We start from the raw sequence: 14,532 nt of genomic DNA, 5'->3' as shown, positions 1-14,532 counted from the left end.
GGGCGGCAAAGATGAGCGCCAAGACCTTGCTGAAGGGCATGCTCGCCTACCAGGCCCGGGCGAACGATGAATTGGTTGAGAAGCTCGCCGAGATCGACCCTTCTCGCGACGCGGGGGAGTGCCACGCCGCGATCCGTCTGATGAACCATATCCATGTCGTGGCGCGGATTTTTGCCGCTCATCTGAAGGGCGTCGCCCATGGCTATGCGAGCGACAATACGCCGGACACGCCCGAGCCGCGCGCATTGCGCGCCGCCTTGGCCGAGATCGACGGCTGGTATCTCGACTATCTCGAAACCGTTTCGGAGCAAGAGCTTGGTGGTCCTGTCGCTTTCACCTTCACTGACGGCAACAGGGGCTGCATGACGAGGCAGGAGATGCTGATCCATATCGTTTTGCACGGCAGCTACCATCGCGGCGAAATCGGCCGCATGCTGGCCGCCATGGCGCTCTCGCCGCCCTGGGACACCTACGCCGTCCATCTGCACAAGGCCGAGCCGGCGCGCCGCCTGCGGCCCGGACGCCACCCGGCGGGCGTTTGAATGCGGCACCTGAATATGAGCTTTACGCTCACTTTAAGCGTTCAAGCTTTGGTCGTCGCATCTAGCCGGTTCGTCTGTAGATGTTTCTGCTGGACAAGATGAAGTCGACGTTCGGCGGCCTGTTGTCTATTATGAGCACTCTGCTCACATTGCGATGCAAGGTTATGCCGCCGGCCGATGGAGGATCGGGCGATAGAAGCCGCGCGAAAATCTGTGCGCCGGGCCATCACTTCGAAAGTGACAGATTCGCTCACAATTTTTCAATGAGATGCATCTTAAAGCGTTTCGTGTAACCAAAATTCAATAACTGAAAATCATTGTGTTGCTTCGCTGGCTAGACAGTCGCGAGTCAGATATGCATAGACACGCCGGGTCACTCACGACCATTGGCAAAACGCAAGGGGCATCGCATGGCAAAGACGACAACCAAGGCGCCGGCGGCGAAAGCGCCGGCAAAGAAGCCGGCAGCTAAAGCTGCCGCGAAACCTGCAGCAGTGAAGAAGGCCGCCGCACCGAAGGCAGCCGCCAAGGCCCCGGCCAAGGCAGCAGCGAAGGCTGCGGCCAAGCCCGCCGCCAAGAAGCCGGTAGCGAAGGCCGCGGCCAAGCCCGCCGTCAAGGCAGCGGCAAAGCCGGCGGCTAAGCCCGCCGCCAAGAAGCCGGCAGCGAAGGCCGCGGCCAAGCCCGCCGCCAAGGCTCCGATGAAGGCCGCCGCCGCCAAGGCACCGGCAGCCGTGAAGAAGGCAGCTCCGGCCAAGAAGCCGGCCGCCAAGAAGTAATCGCGTAGCTTCGCTCGCGAACCGCAACAGGTGAGGACGGGTGCCACTCAGGCACCCCTTTCGCCAATTCGGTGTCACGGCGAGCGGAGCCGGAGCACACACTCCTCCTAAAGCTCTCGGAAATTTTGCCGCCAGGCAAAACTTCCGGGAGCTTTTTTGTTGCCGCGCCCGCGCTGCCAAAATGAATTGGCCAAGCTGGATTGGCCTTGCTGGGCCGTTGCCCTGGAGACCCATTCGGTCGACAGTGCCGCAGACAAACTGGAAAGCCGATCATGCCGAAGCTGCTTTACGCGCCCACGTCTCCTTACAGTTCGAAGGTCCGCATGGCGGCCGTCCATGCCGGCATCGCCATCGATCTCGTGCCCGTCAAGACGGAGGACAAGCCGGCCGAGCTGATCTCGGCCAATCCGCTCGGCAAGATCCCGGTGCTGGTGCTGGAGGACGGCCGGTCGGTCCATGACAGCCGCGCCGTCATCCAGCATCTCAACCGGCTGTCGAAGAACGCGCTGTTCCCCCGCAATCCCGACAAGCGGCTCGAAGCGGAAGTTCTCGAGGCGCTGGCCGACGGCATCTGCGACTGCGCGCTGTCGATGGTCTATGAACGACGCACGCGTCCGGAAGCGATGGTCCACCAGCCCTGGCTCGATCGTCAGTGGGCGAAGATCACCGCCGCGCTCGACCTCATCAACGCCAACCCGCCGAAGCTGCCGAAGAAGATCACCGCCGGCCATATGGCGCTGCGCGCCTGCCTCGGCTATCTGGCGCTGCGCTTTTCCGGCCAATGGGAGAAGGGCCGCAGCCGGCTCGTGCGCTGGGCCGCGAGGTTTGATGAGAAGTTTCCGGAGCTGGAGGGCTGCGTGCCGGGGTGACGGCGGCGCCCTCTTCTCCCCTTTGTTTGTGGGAGAAGGTGGATCGGCGCGATAGCGCCGAGACGGATGAGGGGTGCTCCAGCGGAGTGGGACTCTGGCGAACCCGGTGCCGTCCATCGCTGACGAATGCGTCAAGCTGGAGCACCCCTCATCCGTCCGAGCTTCGCTCGGCCACCTTCTCCCACAAGGGGAGAAGGGGAAGACTACCTTGAACCCCGTCCGTTTCCATGCTTGCCTGATACCGCCCAAGTCGGAGTGGTGACATGGCAAAGCCCTCAACGAGCCTCGCGCCCGACCCTATGGTCGAGCGTCTGCGCGCGGCGCTCGGCCGGCGCGCCTTCACCGAACAGAAAATGTTCGGCGGCACCTGCTTCATGATCGACGGCAACATGCTGATCGGCACGTCGAAGCGCGGTTTGCTGGTGCGTGTCGGCAAGGCCGCGCATGCAGCCGCAGCCGCACGGCCTCATGCAAGCCCGATGGAAATGGGCGGGCGCTCGATGGAAGGTTATGTCCATGTCGCGCCGGAAGGCACAGCCACCGAGGCGGATCTCCGCGGCTGGCTCGGCCTTGCGCTGGCATTCGTCGAAACTTTGCCGCCGAAGATCAAACCCGCCAAGGTCGCAAAGAAACGCGCGTAAGCCGCTCGTCGCACCGGCATTGCGGGCCGCGACGTGTCAGTTTTGTTGAGCTGGCTTCGAGGAACGCTCGGCCACGGGAGGAAGCAATGGCACTCAATGGACATTGCATGTGCGGTGCTGTGGCCTGGGCCTATTCAGGCGAGATCACGCGCAACCTGGTCTGTCACTGTACCGATTGTCAGCGGGCGACATCCGCCCCCTTCACGGCATTTCTGGGAATGAGGCCGGACAAGCTGAGCTGGAGCGGCGACATCAGGCACTATGAAAGCAGCCCGAATACTTTTCGCGGTTTCTGCCCATCCTGCGGCGCGAGGCTCTACTTCCGCTCCGACCGATGGCCTGCCGAGATCCATGTCCACGCCGCCACGCTGGACGACCCGGACGCGTACCGTGCGGATGCGCAAGTCATGATGCGCTCAAGAGCAAAATGGCTCGACCGGCTGCAATCGATTCCGGTCCATGAGGATTTCCAGCAGGCGCCGTCGACGGCGACTCCCTGAAATGTGGGCGATACGGCTCGCGTGAAGTTTGTTGCCTGCTCGTTCAAAACTTCTCGAAACCGGCAAGCTCCCGACAAGGGCAGAAGGACAGGATTGCAAACACAAAAAAAGCCGGGCGCAAGGCCCGGCTTTTCCGTGTCGTGGCTTCTACGACTTAGAACTTCATACCGACGCCGAAGGTGACGCGGTTGTCCGAAGACTTGACCTTGCCGGTGGCGCCGAAGTTCTTGCTGCCGTAGTCGGTGTAGCGGTATTCGACGCGGCCGAACACGTTGTCCGTGATCTTGATGTCGGTGCCGGCGCCGGCGGTCCAGCCGAGCATGGCCTTGCTGTCGTTTACGCCGGTGACACTGTCATCGATCTTCTGGTTCTTGGCAGCGAGACCGCCCGTGCCGTAGAGCAGGATTTCCGGGGTCACGGCATAGCCGAGGCGAGCGCGCAGCGAACCCTCGATGCCGGACTTAGCGGAAAGGCCGTTATCCGAGCCCTTGGTGCCGTTATAGCCGAGGTCGGCTTCAGCACCGTACACGAAGTTCTCCTGCTGCCAGTTGTAGCCGCCGAAAACGCCGCCGATGAAACCCTTGGTCTTGGCGTCAACGCCCGGGGCCTTCACATGGCCGCCGAAGCCGTAGCCGAGATTGATACCGGCATAGGGGCCGGCCCAGGAAGCGACCGGAAGCTCGGCAACCGGAGCGGGAGCCGGCGGCTCTTCGGAAACGACGTCGGCCGCAAAGGCGGTGCCACCAAAGGCGAACAGCCCGAGCGCAGCGGCAAGCGGCGCGAATTTGAAATTGGTCTTCATTGTTATACTCTCCTTAAGCCACAAGACACGTAGGCTTTTTTGTTCATGAAACGCCCCGGCCCGTCCGGGGGGATAAACGGGCTTGGCGCTCAACGGTTCCAAATGTCGTGCTGAAATGCGGCTGAAGCGAACCTGAACTTGGGTCATTCCCCGGCGCGAATAAGGCCGAAAGTTGACGTTGCATCTTCGCAACAGCGAATGTCAGCAGGCTAATCATGTTGCGCTGCACACCGCTTGGTTCAAGGGGTCCGGCGACATATATTGCCGGGAACGGCGCCCCGAATCCGATAGGGCGGAAGCGCGTCCGGGCCGCTTCGCCACATTCCTGCCCCAGGTGGAAATGGCATTTAACGCTTGGCCCGTCACATTGTGCCGGCTTCCCGGAATCGTGAAGCCGATTGAGGATTGACAGCATGAGACAAGCCGCGACCGTCGCGCTGGTGACGGGTGGAGCAAGGCGGATCGGCAAGGCGATCGTAGAGGATCTGGCCGCCAATGGCTTCGCCGTCGCCATCCACGCCAATCGCTCCGGCAACGAGGCCGAGGCGTTGGCAAAGAAGATCGTGGCCGAGGGCGGCCGCGCCGCCGCGGTTGCCGCCGACCTCACAGACATGGATGCCGTGGGTGAGCTTGTCGGCCGCGCGCATGCGGCGCTCGGACCCGTCACGCTGCTGGTCAACAACGCTTCGTTGTTCGTCGACGATCGCGTCGAGGATTTCGACTGGCAAGCCTGGGACCGCCACTTCGCCATCCATGTGAAGGCGCCGGCGCTTTTGGCGCAGAACTTTGCCCGCGCGCTGCCGCAAGACGGGGAGGGGCTGATCGTCAACATCATCGACCAGCGCGTCTGGCGGCCGACGCCGCGCTATTTCTCCTATGCGCTGTCGAAATCGGCTCTGTGGACGCAAACGCAAATGCTTGCACAGGCGCTCGGACCGCACATCCGCGTCAACGCCATAGGTCCTGGCCCGACACTGAAGAACAAGCGCCAGGATGACGATGATTTCGAAAGCCAGATCGAGGGCCTGATCCTGAAGCGCGGCCCGCAATTGCCCGAATTCGGCGCCACGATCCGCTATCTGTGGCAGGCACGCTCGGTGACCGGCCAGATGATCGCGCTCGATGGCGGCCAGCATCTTGCGTGGCAGACGCCCGATGTGACAGGCATGGTGGAATGAGTCCCGCAGCCCAAAGAGACAAACGAAACGGCGCCGCCGACGATCTGCCGCCCGACATCGACCCCGAAATCGACGTTGAGGACGAGGCGGCGGAGGAGATCGTCGAGGCCGAGCCTTTGCCGTCCGGCCCCGAAGTCGCCTTCACGGCCATCGACTGGACGCCGCATGCCGGCGACGCCGACGGCATGATCGGCGCAGAGGTGATCCAGACCCTGGTCAAGCGGCTGCCCAACCAGCCCGGCGTCTATCGCATGATGAACGCCGCCGGCGACGTGCTCTATGTCGGCAAGGCGCGCAGCCTGAAGAAGCGCGTCACCAATTACGCGCAGGGGCGCTTCCACACCGCCCGCATCGGACGCATGGTGCGCGAGACGGCGACGATGGAATTCGTCGTCACCCGTACCGAGATCGAGGCCCTGCTGCTCGAGGCCAACCTCATCAAGCGGCTGCGGCCCCGTTTCAACGTGCTGATGCGGGACGACAAGTCCTTCCCCTATATCCTCTTGACCGGCGACCATGTCTCGCCCGGCATCTACAAGCATCGCGGCGCGCGCTCGCGAAAGGGCGACTATTTCGGCCCCTTCGCTTCCGCCGGCGCCGTCGGGCGCACCATCAATTCGCTGCAGCGCGCCTTCCTGCTTCGAAGCTGCACCAATTCCTTCTACGAGAACCGCACAAGGCCGTGCCTGCTCTACCAGATCAAGCGCTGCGCCGGGCCCTGCACCGGCGAGATCTCGCATCAGGGCTATGCCGAGCTGGTCGCCGAGGCCAAGGATTTCCTCTCCGGCCGCAGCCAGAAGGTGAAGACCGAAATCTCGGCCGCCATGCAGCAGGCCTCCGAAGAACTCGACTTCGAGCGCGCCGCCATCTACCGCGACCGGCTTGCGGCGCTCTCGCATGTGCAGGCACATCAGGGCATCAACCCGCAGACGGTCGAGGAGGCCGACGTGTTCGCCATCCACCAGGAGGGCGGCCAGACCTGCATCCAGGTGTTCTTCTTCCGCACCGGCCAGAACTGGGGCAACCGCGCCTATTTCCCCAAGGCCGATCCGGCGCTGGAGCCGGCGGAGGTGCTGGGCTCGTTCCTGGCGCAATTCTATGACGACAAACTGCCGGCGCGCATGCTGCTTCTGTCGCAGCCCGCGCAGGAACAGGAACTGCTCGCGGAGGCGCTCGCGACCCATGCCGGCCGCAAGATTACGATTTCGGTGCCGCAGCGCGGCGAGAAGAAGGAGCTGACAGACCACGCGCTGCAGAACGCGCGCGAAGCGCTTGGCCGCAGGTTGGCCGAGACCTCGACGCAGGCGCGGCTGCTCGCCGGCTTCGCCGAGACCTTCGGCCTGGCAAAGCCGCCGGTGCGTATCGAGGTCTACGACAACTCGCACATCATGGGCACCAACGCGGTCGGCGCCATGGTCGTCGCCGGACCGGAAGGTTTCGTGAAAAACCAGTACCGCAAATTCAACATCCGCTCCACCGAGATCACGCCGGGCGACGATTTCGGCATGATGCGCGAAGTGATGCAGCGGCGCTTTTCGCGGCTGCTCAAGGAGCATGGCGACGTCCAGCCCGGCTCGACCGTCGAGGACGAAGCCGGCGAGGAGGATCTGGTCGCCGGCAATGGCGGCTTCCCGGCCTGGCCCGACGTCATCTTGATCGACGGCGGCCAGGGCCAGATGACGGCCGTGCGCCAGATTCTTGCCGATCTCGGCGTCGAGGACAGGGTGGTGGCCATCGGTATCGCCAAGGGCCCGGACCGCGACGCCGGCCGCGAGCGCTTCTTCGTCAAGGGCAGGGAAAGTTTCATGCTGCCGGTACGCGACCCGGTGCTCTATTTCGTCCAACGCCTGCGCGACGAGGTGCACCGTTTCGCCATTGGCTCGCACCGCGCCCGCCGCAAGAAGGAGATGGTCAAAAGCCCGCTCGACGAGATCGCCGGCATCGGCCCCGGTCGCAAGCGCGCGCTGCTCCACGCCTTCGGCACCGCCAAGGCGGTCAGCCGCGCCGCAGTCGAGGACCTTGTCAAGGTCGACGGCATTTCCGAGCATGTGGCGAAGCTGGTCTACAATCACTTCCACGAGAGCTGAGGGCTGGTCGCGAGCACGGAAGGTTGACCAAGCCGTCCGTGTGGTGAGGGATGTTGCACCTTGGCGATTAGCTCAAACGCCCACCACGTCGTCATTCCAGGGCGGAGCAAGGAGCGCAGCGACGCGGCGCAGACCCTGGAATCCATTCCGTTACCTCTACGCGTTGCAGCGGTTCAGAAAACCTCCGTTCTGCTCCGTTGCGCCCTTCGCGCGAGGTCACGGAATGGATCCTCGGGTCTGCGCGTCCGCTTCGCTGCCGCTCGGCCCGTGGATGACGAAGTTGCCTGGGCTTCGCCAGCCCCCAACGTTGCAAGAAAAGCTTACATCCGTGCAAGAAGAGTATACATCGAAGTTGCCAATCTCTGCGTCTGACGTGGGATGCCCAGGCCAGAGCGAGGTGCTTCACGCCGACCTTCACGCCATTTTTCCCTGGTCAATCGAATCTCGGCTGTTGACCCCCTACATTGGCTTCTGATTTGAGTACGTCTGGCGGTGGAGATTTCCCGAGACGACATGGCACAGCGCGCGTTCAACCTGCCGAACATCCTTACCTATGCCCGCATCGTCGCGGTGCCGCTGGTCGTGCTGTGCTTTTTTCTTGAAGGCCACCTGAAGTCGTCCGACTTCGCCCGCTGGTCGGCGCTGGTCATTTTCCTGCTTGCCTCGATCACCGACTACTTTGACGGCTATTTCGCGCGCGCCTGGCAGCAGACTTCCAACATCGGCAAGATGCTCGACCCGATAGCCGACAAATTGCTGGTTGCCACCTGCCTGCTCCTGCTTGCCGCCGACACCGACCGCCATGGCGGCATCGCCGGCTGGTCGCTATGGGCGGCAATCATCATCCTGTGCCGCGAGATCCTGGTCTCGGGCCTGCGCGAATATCTGGCCGCCTTGAAGGTGTCGGTGCCGGTGACCCAGCTCGCCAAGTGGAAGACCACCATACAGATGGTCGCCATCGCCTTCCTGCTGGTCGGCCCCGCCGGCGACAAGATCTTTCCGCTGACCACGCAGATCGGCCTCGTGCTGCTGTGGGTCGCGGCACTTGTCACGCTCTACACCGGCTACGACTATTTCCGCGCCGGCCTCAAGCACATCATGGACGAGTAGGAAGCGCGGATGTCGACGAAACTCATCTATTTCGCCTGGGTGCGCGAGCGGATCGGCAAGCCGGAAGAGGACGTCGACTTGCCTGCCGGCATCGAGACGGTAGCCGATCTGCTGCGCTGGCTGAAGTCGCGCGGCGAGGAGTATGAAAACGCGCTGCAATACCCGGACGTCATTCGCGTCGCCATCAACCAGGAACATGTCGGCCATCGCGAGAAGATCGAAGGCGCGCGCGAGATCGCCCTGTTTCCGCCGATGACCGGCGGCTGACATGGCCGGTGCGGTCGTGCCCGCCATCCGCATCCAGCGCGAGGACTTCGACGTCGCCGCCGAGATCGCCGGCCTGACCAAAGGCCGGACCGATATCGGCGCCGTGGTCACTTTTTCCGGCCTTTGCCGTGACGAGCAGGGCGCGCTCTCGGCGCTCGAGCTCGAGCACTATCCCGGCATGGCGGAGGCCGAGATCGGCCGCATCGCCGCCGAGGCCGCCGGGCGCTGGCCGCTGCAGGGGCTCACCGTCATCCATCGCCACGGCAAGATAGCGCCGGGCGACAATATCGTGCTGGTGGTCGCGGCCTCGTCGCACCGCCAGGCCGCCTTCGAGGCGGCGAATTTCCTGATGGATTACCTGAAGTCGCGTGCGCCCTTCTGGAAGAAGGAACACCGCGCCGACGGCTCCCAGGGCGGCTGGGTCGAGGCCAAGGAAGCTGACGATCAAGCTGCGGAGCGCTGGAAGAAACAGGGCGAATAATGATGTCGCCCAGAAGTGGGCAGCGGTTCTGGGGCAACGACATGCATCAGAAAAAACTCCGGTTCGGCCATTGAACGACCGCAATCCTTCCCAAGCCTGTCGATTGGTTTGATTTGCTTGGCGGAGCAATCTCATGCTGGACCGGATCGCGGAATTCTTCATCTTCGGGCTGGTGCCGCTGGCCGTCGGCGTGCTCGCCGTGCCGGAAGCGACCAACGCCGGCGAAAAGACGATCGCGGGCGAGGTGACCTATCGTGAGCGCATCGCGCTGCCGCCCGACGCCGTGCTCGTGGTCGAGCTCGCCGATGTCTCGCTGGCCGATGCGCCGGCAATCGTGATCGCCAAGCGCAGGATAGCGCCCACCGGCCAGGTGCCGATCAGGTTCGACATCGGTTTCGATCCCAAGGCGATCCAGAAGGGCCGGACCTATACGCTGCAGGCGCGTATCACCGTTGGCGAACGGCTGATGTTCGTTACCGGTACAAGTCATCAGGTCGATCCGCTGACGGGCAAGCCTCAGACGGTTCTGCTGAAAATGGCGCGCTGACGTCGCGCGCCGAGCCCGACCGCGCAACTTTTGTGCCTGGACACCGTTTTCTCCGGAATAAACCGGCAACGCCGGGCGTTGACTTATGCAGATGGCGGGCAGGCAAAGGGACAATGTCCCTTCACTTAAGCCGCCAGACCGAATGCGCGGGCTCGATCTGGCCACTCAAAGGAGACCAGACATGAAAAAGCGCACGCTCATCCTCGCAGCCGCGAGTGTATCGCTGATTGCCTTTGCCGGCATTGCCCGGGCGGACGACCATCTGTTCAATGCCGAGCAGCATGGCCTCAGCCCAGACAGCCAGCCGTTCCAGACCAACAAGGCCGGCCACAGCGGCGACCTTGCCCCTGGACAGGGCAGTCCGTTCACCGGTGAGGAGACGAAGACGCCGTCTACCGATACAGAGGCAGCGAACGCCCATGCGAATGTGAAAGACCGTCAAGCCAAATGACGTCTGCCCGCCGGGTGCCGGCGGGTTTTATGAGCAATTCCGGGAAAAACGGGACGCGGTTTTCCGTCCGGAATTGCGTCGAAGACAACAGAGCATGATGTCGCCCGAAAACCGCTCCATGCTTTTCGGCATCATGCTCTGGCTGGTCTGACCGTCTCAACGGTTCTGTCCGTCATTCAAGCACGTCGCAATTGACCGCACCGCCGCAACCGCCTAGGTTCCCTCGAAAATGGGGATGGGGTTCCCCCGAAACCGCCCTTATGGGCTGATGACTCCTGCTAGGCGTGCTCTTGCGCGGCAGGATTTGTTTTTCCGCTCCGCTTCGTGCCTGTTCTTGTGAGGTGATTCCGGTTTGGGATCGCGTTTGGAAAGGCATTGAAGCTATGACCCTTGCGGCTTGCGCCCTGGTCCTGATCGGCGGTTTCTTCGGCGGCATTTCCCGCTTTTTCCTCTCCGGCGTGGTCGGCCGTTCCATCGGCGAGACCTTTCCCTGGGGCACGTTGTTGGTCAATGTTTCCGGCGCCCTGGCCATCGGCGCCTTCGCCGGCGCGGCACGCTCGGTCGGCGGCGTCTTCGCCAGCGATCTCGTGCGCGACCTGATCGTCGTCGGCCTGTTCGGCGGCTACACCACGGTGTCGTCCTTCTGCCTGCAGACGGTCAACCTCGCGGTCGACGGCGAGGGGCGGCTCGCCGCCTTCAACGTCGTCGCTTCGTCGGTGCTGTGCGTGCTGTTCGTCGCGCTCGGCTTTTGGGCGATGGTCTGGGTGACTGAGTCAGCCACCTGGGTGGTTGGTTCAACCACCTGGGTGGTTGGTTCAACCACCTGGGTGGTTGGTTCAACCACCGCAGCTATGGGCTGAGCGATGGTGGACAGGCAGATGGCAATGCGGCTTTATCTGGCGGTCGGCTGCGGCGCGGCGATCGGCTCGCTGGCCCGCTTCCTGTCGGGCTATGTCATCGTCTCGCTGCTCGGCCTGAACGCGCTGTGGTCGACCGCTCTCGTCAATATCGTCGGCTCGTGGATCATCGTGGTTTTCGCCACGCTCACCGGGCCGGACGGCCGCATAATGGTTGGTCCCGCCAGTCGCAATTTCGTCATGGCGGGCTTCTGCGGCGGCCTCACCACGTTTTCAGCGATGAGCCTCGACACCTTCACTCTGCTGTTCGAGGGCGACTTGCCGCTGGCCGCGACCTATCTCATCAGTGTGGTCGGCCTGTCGCTCGCCGCCGCGTGGCTGGGCTATCTCATGGCGTCCAGGCTCAACCGCTTGCCAATCGACAGGTGATCGAGCCAACACAGGTGATCAGGGAGAAGTGAACATGGAACTTCCCGCGCAATGCGCGCTGCTCAGGATCTTCTTCGGCGAGGATGACAGGGCGGCCGACGGCAAGCCGCTGCATGAAGCGATCGTCATCAAGGCGCGCGAGACCGGCATGGCCGGCGCCACGGTTTTGAGAGGCCCGCTCGGCTTCGGCCGCTCCAGCGTGCTCCACACCGCCAAGATCCTGCGCCTGTCGCAGGATTTGCCCATCGTCGTCGAGATCGTCGACGCGCCGGAGAAGATCGATGCGCTGATCCCCGAGATCAAGGCACTGACCAAGACCAAGAGCTGCCTGATCACCCGGGAGAAGGTGGAAGTCATCCGCTATGGCGACGGGGACTGAACTCCCCGGTCTCCCCGTCACCGCCTCGGAGACGGCGGCCGATCGTCACTTCATCGAAGACACCGGCGGAAAACAGTCTCATCGCCTCTATCGCCAGGTCCGACGCCTCGGGACTGCCTAAGACGATGCCGCGCTCCTCGCAGACCTCGTCATAGATGCGCTTCAACAGGGCGAGGTCGTCCGGATAGGCAAGGCCACTTTCAGAAACATGAGGCTTGATCATGCCTCCCTCCCACGGTTCGGCGGAAGCGCGGCTCACAGCCGCCGAGCGCTACTTTGTTGCCAATTTCGCTGAACCTAGGGCAGGCGGCGAATGTGACCACCCGTTTCAAAAACAAAAAAACGGCCCGCTGGAGCGGGCCGTTCCGTGAAACTCGAGCTTGGGCCTCAGCCGACGATCTCGGTGTCCGAGAACCAGTACTTGATCTCCTGCGCGGCAGTTTCGGGCGCGTCCGAGCCATGCACCGAATTCTCGCCGATCGATAGTGCATGTACCTTGCGGATGGTGCCCTCGGCGGCGTTGGCCGGATTGGTGGCGCCCATCACTTCGCGGTTCTTGGCGATGGCATTCTCGCCCTCCAGCACCTGGACGATGGTCGGCGCCGACGACATGAATTCCACCAGCTCGCCGAAGAACGGGCGATCCTTATGGACGGCGTAGAACCCTTCCGCCTCGCGGCGGCTCATCCACACGCGGCGCGATGCGATGACGCGCAGGCCGGCGTCTTCCAGCATTTTGGTGATGGCGCCCGTCAGGTTGCGCCTGGTCGCGTCCGGCTTGATCATGGAGAAGGTGCGTTCGATCGCCATAGGGTCGTCCTTGTTGTGGGAATGGAAATTGGAGTGGCGGGCTCTATACAAGCCGCCCGGCGGCTTGCCAAGGGGAGGCGGCTTCTGGTCAAGGCGAGCGCATTGCGGGATAATTGGACGGCTGCGAACGCGCTGGACGCAGCTTGGAGCTGAGGCGAATGAACTGGCCCTACCTCAGGCGCGGCGACATGGCGGGCATTGTCTTCATGGCCGTGGTTCTTGCCGTGGCTGCCTTCGCGCTGCTGTTCTTCCCGCAGCGCGCAGAGCAGAATTTCGGCTTCGGCCCGGAATGGCAATGCGTGCGCATGGAACAGGGCGATCCGATCTGCGTGAGGCTGGCCGACGGCAATGCGCCGAACGGAGACGCGCGCGACAAGGACAGGTCAAAGTAGACTGGCACTGCACAGGGATTTTGACCGGTCGGCTTCAGTCGGCTCTGATCTAAAGCTCGACCTCAATGGTCAGCGTCGGCGAATCCCCTGCCTTGAGACCTTCGCGCTGGCGCACCGAGGCCTTGACCGGCAACAGAAGGCTGCCGGACGCCTTGTCGGGAAAGAGCGATGTTTGCCACCTGGTCTTGCCGATCGCCGCCGTGATGCCGAGCGAGCCCCAAGGGCGCGCCAGCCCCGCCATCGCCGCCTTGATCCGTGCCGCGAACTCCACCGGTAGTGTCACGAAATGCCAGCCGCCCTTGCCGGGGTAGACCCAAATCTCGGCTCGCATCTCATAGCGCAACATGCCAGCCCCAACACTCGCGGTCTTCACGCCGCCGCCGCGACCTGCCGGCCGATCCGGTCGTGCAGGTCGAGACAGCGCTCGAACCAGCGGGCGATGCTGTCGCCGTCGTCGAGCAACCGGAAAGGCGAGGCGATGCGGCCCCATTGCAGCGCCCCGAACACGATGTAATCGGCAAACAGCGGCGCCTCGCCACCGATGAAAGGCTGGTAGGCGAGTGTCGAGCGCAGCGGCTCCAGCGCGGCGCGGAAGGCCGGGAGCCCGGCATCGCGGTTGGCCACGACGTCTTCCAGGCGCTTGCCATAGCGCTGCTCGCGATTCTCACGGAAATAGGCCGCGTTCGGTTCGTCCTGCATCGCATGCAGATCGGTCAGCGCCACCGTCGCGATGTAGGGGTGTATGGTGAGCTGCGACCAGCGCTCGATGAAGCGCGCCATCGCCTTGCCGCCTTCGCCGGAAAACAGCGTCGGCCGTTCCGGATAGGCTTCGTCGAGATACAGCGCGATGGCGAAGGAATCGGCGACAACCCGCTCGCCGTCGCGGATCACTGGCACCGTCTTCGACACGCCGCCTTCGACTTTCGGCACCTCCAGGAAGCGCGTCGGCACACTGGTGGCGGCAAGTCCCTTATGCGCCAGTGCCATCTTGGTCTTCCAGCAATGCGGGCTGAACGGGCGGGCGACGTCATGGCCGACGAGGTCATAGAGTAGAATGGTCATTGGCGGGTCCGTTGCTGCGGGTTACGAAGGGCCCGGATTCGCGTAACCGGGGTGGGAAGAATGAAGCAGCATTTCATGATGTTTGCGGCCTACAATCAATGGGCCAATGGCCGTCTCTATGATGCCGCCGCCGATCTTGGCGAAGACGAGCTCGGTCGCGACGTCGGCGCCATCTTCGGCTCGATGCTAGGCACGCTCAACCATCTGCTCGCCGTCGACCGCGTATGGATGAAGCGCTTCACCGGCGAGGGCGACGCGCCTTCGAACACCGCCGCCATACTCTACCACGCCTTGCCGGCCTTGAGGTTGGCGCGCGAGGCCGAGGACAGGAGGATCGTCGACTGGGTGGGCG

The 14,532-nt window shown here is 63.3% G+C and carries 21 protein-coding genes, 1 pseudogene and 1 riboswitch; of the genes and pseudogenes, 17 read left to right on the top strand and 5 right to left on the bottom strand.

Going from position 1 to position 14,532, the window contains the following annotated elements; genetic code table 11:
• The first annotated feature begins 11 nt into the window (after nucleotides 1–11).
• The 5 genes from FJ425_RS25670 (at nucleotide 12) to FJ425_RS25650 (ending at nucleotide 3,328) form a co-directional block, all read left to right on the top strand.
• Complete coding sequence (locus tag FJ425_RS25670) at nucleotides 12–542, top strand: DinB family protein (RefSeq protein ID WP_140726866.1); 531 nt, start codon at nucleotides 12–14, stop codon at nucleotides 540–542.
• Nucleotides 543–952: 410 nt separating this feature from the next.
• A complete protein-coding gene (locus FJ425_RS25665; protein WP_181176048.1) occupies nucleotides 953–1,318 on the top strand; it encodes a hypothetical protein in 366 nt (121 codons plus the stop codon).
• A gap of 272 nt (nucleotides 1,319–1,590) precedes the next feature.
• The gene (locus tag FJ425_RS25660; RefSeq protein WP_140726863.1) at nucleotides 1,591–2,187 is read left to right on the top strand and encodes a glutathione S-transferase family protein; all 597 of its coding nucleotides are present in this window, start codon (nucleotides 1,591–1,593) and stop codon (nucleotides 2,185–2,187) included.
• Between the two features lie 263 nt (nucleotides 2,188–2,450).
• Nucleotides 2,451–2,828 (top strand): TfoX/Sxy family protein, encoded by a 378-nt coding sequence (locus FJ425_RS25655; RefSeq protein WP_140540900.1) that lies wholly within the window; start codon nucleotides 2,451–2,453, stop codon nucleotides 2,826–2,828.
• A gap of 86 nt (nucleotides 2,829–2,914) precedes the next feature.
• Nucleotides 2,915–3,328: a GFA family protein gene (locus FJ425_RS25650; protein ID WP_140726860.1), complete on the top strand. Its 414-nt coding sequence runs from the start codon at nucleotides 2,915–2,917 to the stop codon at nucleotides 3,326–3,328.
• 154 nt (nucleotides 3,329–3,482) lie between these two features.
• Here the strand turns inward: FJ425_RS25650 and FJ425_RS25645 are convergent, their stop codons facing one another.
• Nucleotides 3,483–4,130: an outer membrane protein gene (locus FJ425_RS25645; protein WP_140540903.1), complete on the bottom strand. Its 648-nt coding sequence runs from the start codon at nucleotides 4,128–4,130 to the stop codon at nucleotides 3,483–3,485.
• A 413-nt stretch (nucleotides 4,131–4,543) separates the two neighbouring features.
• Between FJ425_RS25645 and FJ425_RS25640 the strand changes: the two genes are divergently transcribed.
• The 10 genes and pseudogenes from FJ425_RS25640 to FJ425_RS25590 all read left to right on the top strand — a co-directional run bounded on the left by FJ425_RS25640 (nucleotide 4,544) and on the right by FJ425_RS25590 (nucleotide 11,916).
• Nucleotides 4,544–5,308: an SDR family oxidoreductase gene (locus tag FJ425_RS25640; RefSeq protein WP_140726858.1), complete on the top strand. Its 765-nt coding sequence runs from the start codon at nucleotides 4,544–4,546 to the stop codon at nucleotides 5,306–5,308.
• On the top strand, nucleotides 5,305–7,395 hold the full coding sequence (gene uvrC / locus FJ425_RS25635; protein ID WP_140726855.1) for an excinuclease ABC subunit UvrC: 2,091 nt from the start codon (nucleotides 5,305–5,307) through the stop codon (nucleotides 7,393–7,395). Before FJ425_RS25640 ends, uvrC begins: the two co-directional genes overlap by 4 nt.
• 513 nt (nucleotides 7,396–7,908) lie before the next feature.
• Nucleotides 7,909–8,505 (top strand): CDP-diacylglycerol--glycerol-3-phosphate 3-phosphatidyltransferase, encoded by a 597-nt coding sequence (gene pgsA, locus FJ425_RS25625; protein ID WP_040984724.1) that lies wholly within the window; start codon nucleotides 7,909–7,911, stop codon nucleotides 8,503–8,505.
• Nucleotides 8,506–8,514: 9 nt separating this feature from the next.
• Nucleotides 8,515–8,772 (top strand): molybdopterin converting factor subunit 1, encoded by a 258-nt coding sequence (moaD, locus tag FJ425_RS25620; RefSeq protein ID WP_095767047.1) that lies wholly within the window; start codon nucleotides 8,515–8,517, stop codon nucleotides 8,770–8,772.
• 1 nt (nucleotide 8,773) lies between these two features.
• Nucleotides 8,774–9,253, top strand: coding sequence for a molybdenum cofactor biosynthesis protein MoaE (locus tag FJ425_RS25615; RefSeq protein ID WP_140635959.1), 480 nt, complete (start codon nucleotides 8,774–8,776; stop codon nucleotides 9,251–9,253).
• Nucleotides 9,254–9,386: 133 nt separating this feature from the next.
• A complete protein-coding gene (locus FJ425_RS25610) occupies nucleotides 9,387–9,800 on the top strand; it encodes a YbaY family lipoprotein (RefSeq protein WP_140635957.1) in 414 nt (137 codons plus the stop codon).
• 181 nt (nucleotides 9,801–9,981) lie between these two features.
• Nucleotides 9,982–10,251 carry a hypothetical protein gene (locus FJ425_RS25605; RefSeq protein WP_140635955.1) on the top strand — a complete coding sequence of 90 codons (270 nt, stop codon included), beginning with the start codon at nucleotides 9,982–9,984 and terminating at the stop codon, nucleotides 10,249–10,251.
• Between the two features lie 222 nt (nucleotides 10,252–10,473).
• Nucleotides 10,474–10,536: riboswitch (Fluoride riboswitch) on the top strand.
• 98 nt (nucleotides 10,537–10,634) lie between these two features.
• Nucleotides 10,635–11,024 (top strand): annotated as a pseudogene (gene crcB, locus FJ425_RS25600) (fluoride efflux transporter CrcB); the annotation flags it as partial.
• Between the two features lie 90 nt (nucleotides 11,025–11,114).
• Complete coding sequence (crcB, locus tag FJ425_RS25595; protein ID WP_140726853.1) at nucleotides 11,115–11,537, top strand: fluoride efflux transporter CrcB; 423 nt, start codon at nucleotides 11,115–11,117, stop codon at nucleotides 11,535–11,537.
• A 34-nt stretch (nucleotides 11,538–11,571) separates the two neighbouring features.
• Nucleotides 11,572–11,916, top strand: a complete 345-nt coding sequence (locus FJ425_RS25590; protein WP_027165589.1) for a DUF190 domain-containing protein — start codon at nucleotides 11,572–11,574, stop codon at nucleotides 11,914–11,916.
• Here FJ425_RS25590 and FJ425_RS25585 read toward each other — a convergent pair.
• Nucleotides 11,891–12,139: a hypothetical protein gene (locus FJ425_RS25585; RefSeq protein WP_140726850.1), complete on the bottom strand. Its 249-nt coding sequence runs from the start codon at nucleotides 12,137–12,139 to the stop codon at nucleotides 11,891–11,893. The genes FJ425_RS25590 and FJ425_RS25585 overlap by 26 nt on opposite strands.
• A gap of 164 nt (nucleotides 12,140–12,303) precedes the next feature.
• Nucleotides 12,304–12,726, bottom strand: coding sequence for a nucleoside-diphosphate kinase (gene ndk / locus FJ425_RS25580; protein WP_027165590.1), 423 nt, complete (start codon nucleotides 12,724–12,726; stop codon nucleotides 12,304–12,306).
• Nucleotides 12,727–12,884: 158 nt separating this feature from the next.
• Here ndk and FJ425_RS25575 point away from each other — a divergent pair, with 158 nt between their 5' ends.
• Complete coding sequence (locus FJ425_RS25575) at nucleotides 12,885–13,118, top strand: hypothetical protein (RefSeq protein ID WP_140540922.1); 234 nt, start codon at nucleotides 12,885–12,887, stop codon at nucleotides 13,116–13,118.
• Between the two features lie 49 nt (nucleotides 13,119–13,167).
• Here the strand turns inward: FJ425_RS25575 and FJ425_RS25570 are convergent, their stop codons facing one another.
• Entirely contained in the window at nucleotides 13,168–13,464 is a 297-nt protein-coding gene (locus FJ425_RS25570; protein ID WP_140540923.1) for a DUF1905 domain-containing protein, read from the bottom strand.
• A 23-nt stretch (nucleotides 13,465–13,487) separates the two neighbouring features.
• The gene (locus FJ425_RS25565; protein ID WP_140635947.1) at nucleotides 13,488–14,180 is read right to left on the bottom strand and encodes a glutathione S-transferase family protein; all 693 of its coding nucleotides are present in this window, start codon (nucleotides 14,178–14,180) and stop codon (nucleotides 13,488–13,490) included.
• Between the two features lie 60 nt (nucleotides 14,181–14,240).
• Between FJ425_RS25565 and FJ425_RS25560 the strand changes: the two genes are divergently transcribed.
• The coding region (locus FJ425_RS25560) for a DinB family protein (protein ID WP_246678001.1) at nucleotides 14,241–14,532 on the top strand (292 nt) is incomplete at its 3' end.

This window comes from Mesorhizobium sp. B2-7-2 (assembly GCF_006440775.1).
Classification (GTDB): domain Bacteria; phylum Pseudomonadota; class Alphaproteobacteria; order Rhizobiales; family Rhizobiaceae; genus Mesorhizobium.
This window is presented reverse-complemented; position numbering and strand designations above follow the sequence as displayed.

What these genes read in the sequence shown, in the direction of transcription:
- FJ425_RS25670 (WP_140726866.1), top strand. Translation starts at nt 12, where the DNA reads ATGAGCGCCAAGACCTTGCTGAAGGGCATGCTCGCCTACCAGGCCCGG.
- FJ425_RS25575 (WP_140540922.1), top strand. Translation starts at nt 12,885, where the DNA reads ATGAACTGGCCCTACCTCAGGCGCGGCGACATGGCGGGCATTGTCTTC.
- FJ425_RS25650 (WP_140726860.1), top strand. Translation starts at nt 2,915, where the DNA reads ATGGCACTCAATGGACATTGCATGTGCGGTGCTGTGGCCTGGGCCTAT.
- FJ425_RS25660 (WP_140726863.1), top strand. Translation starts at nt 1,591, where the DNA reads ATGCCGAAGCTGCTTTACGCGCCCACGTCTCCTTACAGTTCGAAGGTC.
- pgsA (WP_040984724.1), top strand. Translation starts at nt 7,909, where the DNA reads ATGGCACAGCGCGCGTTCAACCTGCCGAACATCCTTACCTATGCCCGC.
- crcB (WP_140726853.1), top strand. Translation starts at nt 11,115, where the DNA reads ATGGTGGACAGGCAGATGGCAATGCGGCTTTATCTGGCGGTCGGCTGC.
- FJ425_RS25615 (WP_140635959.1), top strand. Translation starts at nt 8,774, where the DNA reads ATGGCCGGTGCGGTCGTGCCCGCCATCCGCATCCAGCGCGAGGACTTC.
- FJ425_RS25570 (WP_140540923.1), bottom strand. Translation starts at nt 13,464, where the DNA reads ATGTTGCGCTATGAGATGCGAGCCGAGATTTGGGTCTACCCCGGCAAG.
- uvrC (WP_140726855.1), top strand. Translation starts at nt 5,305, where the DNA reads ATGAGTCCCGCAGCCCAAAGAGACAAACGAAACGGCGCCGCCGACGAT.
- FJ425_RS25645 (WP_140540903.1), bottom strand. Translation starts at nt 4,130, where the DNA reads ATGAAGACCAATTTCAAATTCGCGCCGCTTGCCGCTGCGCTCGGGCTG.
- FJ425_RS25565 (WP_140635947.1), bottom strand. Translation starts at nt 14,180, where the DNA reads ATGACCATTCTACTCTATGACCTCGTCGGCCATGACGTCGCCCGCCCG.
- FJ425_RS25610 (WP_140635957.1), top strand. Translation starts at nt 9,387, where the DNA reads ATGCTGGACCGGATCGCGGAATTCTTCATCTTCGGGCTGGTGCCGCTG.
- FJ425_RS25585 (WP_140726850.1), bottom strand. Translation starts at nt 12,139, where the DNA reads ATGATCAAGCCTCATGTTTCTGAAAGTGGCCTTGCCTATCCGGACGAC.
- FJ425_RS25655 (WP_140540900.1), top strand. Translation starts at nt 2,451, where the DNA reads ATGGCAAAGCCCTCAACGAGCCTCGCGCCCGACCCTATGGTCGAGCGT.
- ndk (WP_027165590.1), bottom strand. Translation starts at nt 12,726, where the DNA reads ATGGCGATCGAACGCACCTTCTCCATGATCAAGCCGGACGCGACCAGG.
- FJ425_RS25605 (WP_140635955.1), top strand. Translation starts at nt 9,982, where the DNA reads ATGAAAAAGCGCACGCTCATCCTCGCAGCCGCGAGTGTATCGCTGATT.
- FJ425_RS25665 (WP_181176048.1), top strand. Translation starts at nt 953, where the DNA reads ATGGCAAAGACGACAACCAAGGCGCCGGCGGCGAAAGCGCCGGCAAAG.
- FJ425_RS25640 (WP_140726858.1), top strand. Translation starts at nt 4,544, where the DNA reads ATGAGACAAGCCGCGACCGTCGCGCTGGTGACGGGTGGAGCAAGGCGG.
- FJ425_RS25590 (WP_027165589.1), top strand. Translation starts at nt 11,572, where the DNA reads ATGGAACTTCCCGCGCAATGCGCGCTGCTCAGGATCTTCTTCGGCGAG.
- moaD (WP_095767047.1), top strand. Translation starts at nt 8,515, where the DNA reads ATGTCGACGAAACTCATCTATTTCGCCTGGGTGCGCGAGCGGATCGGC.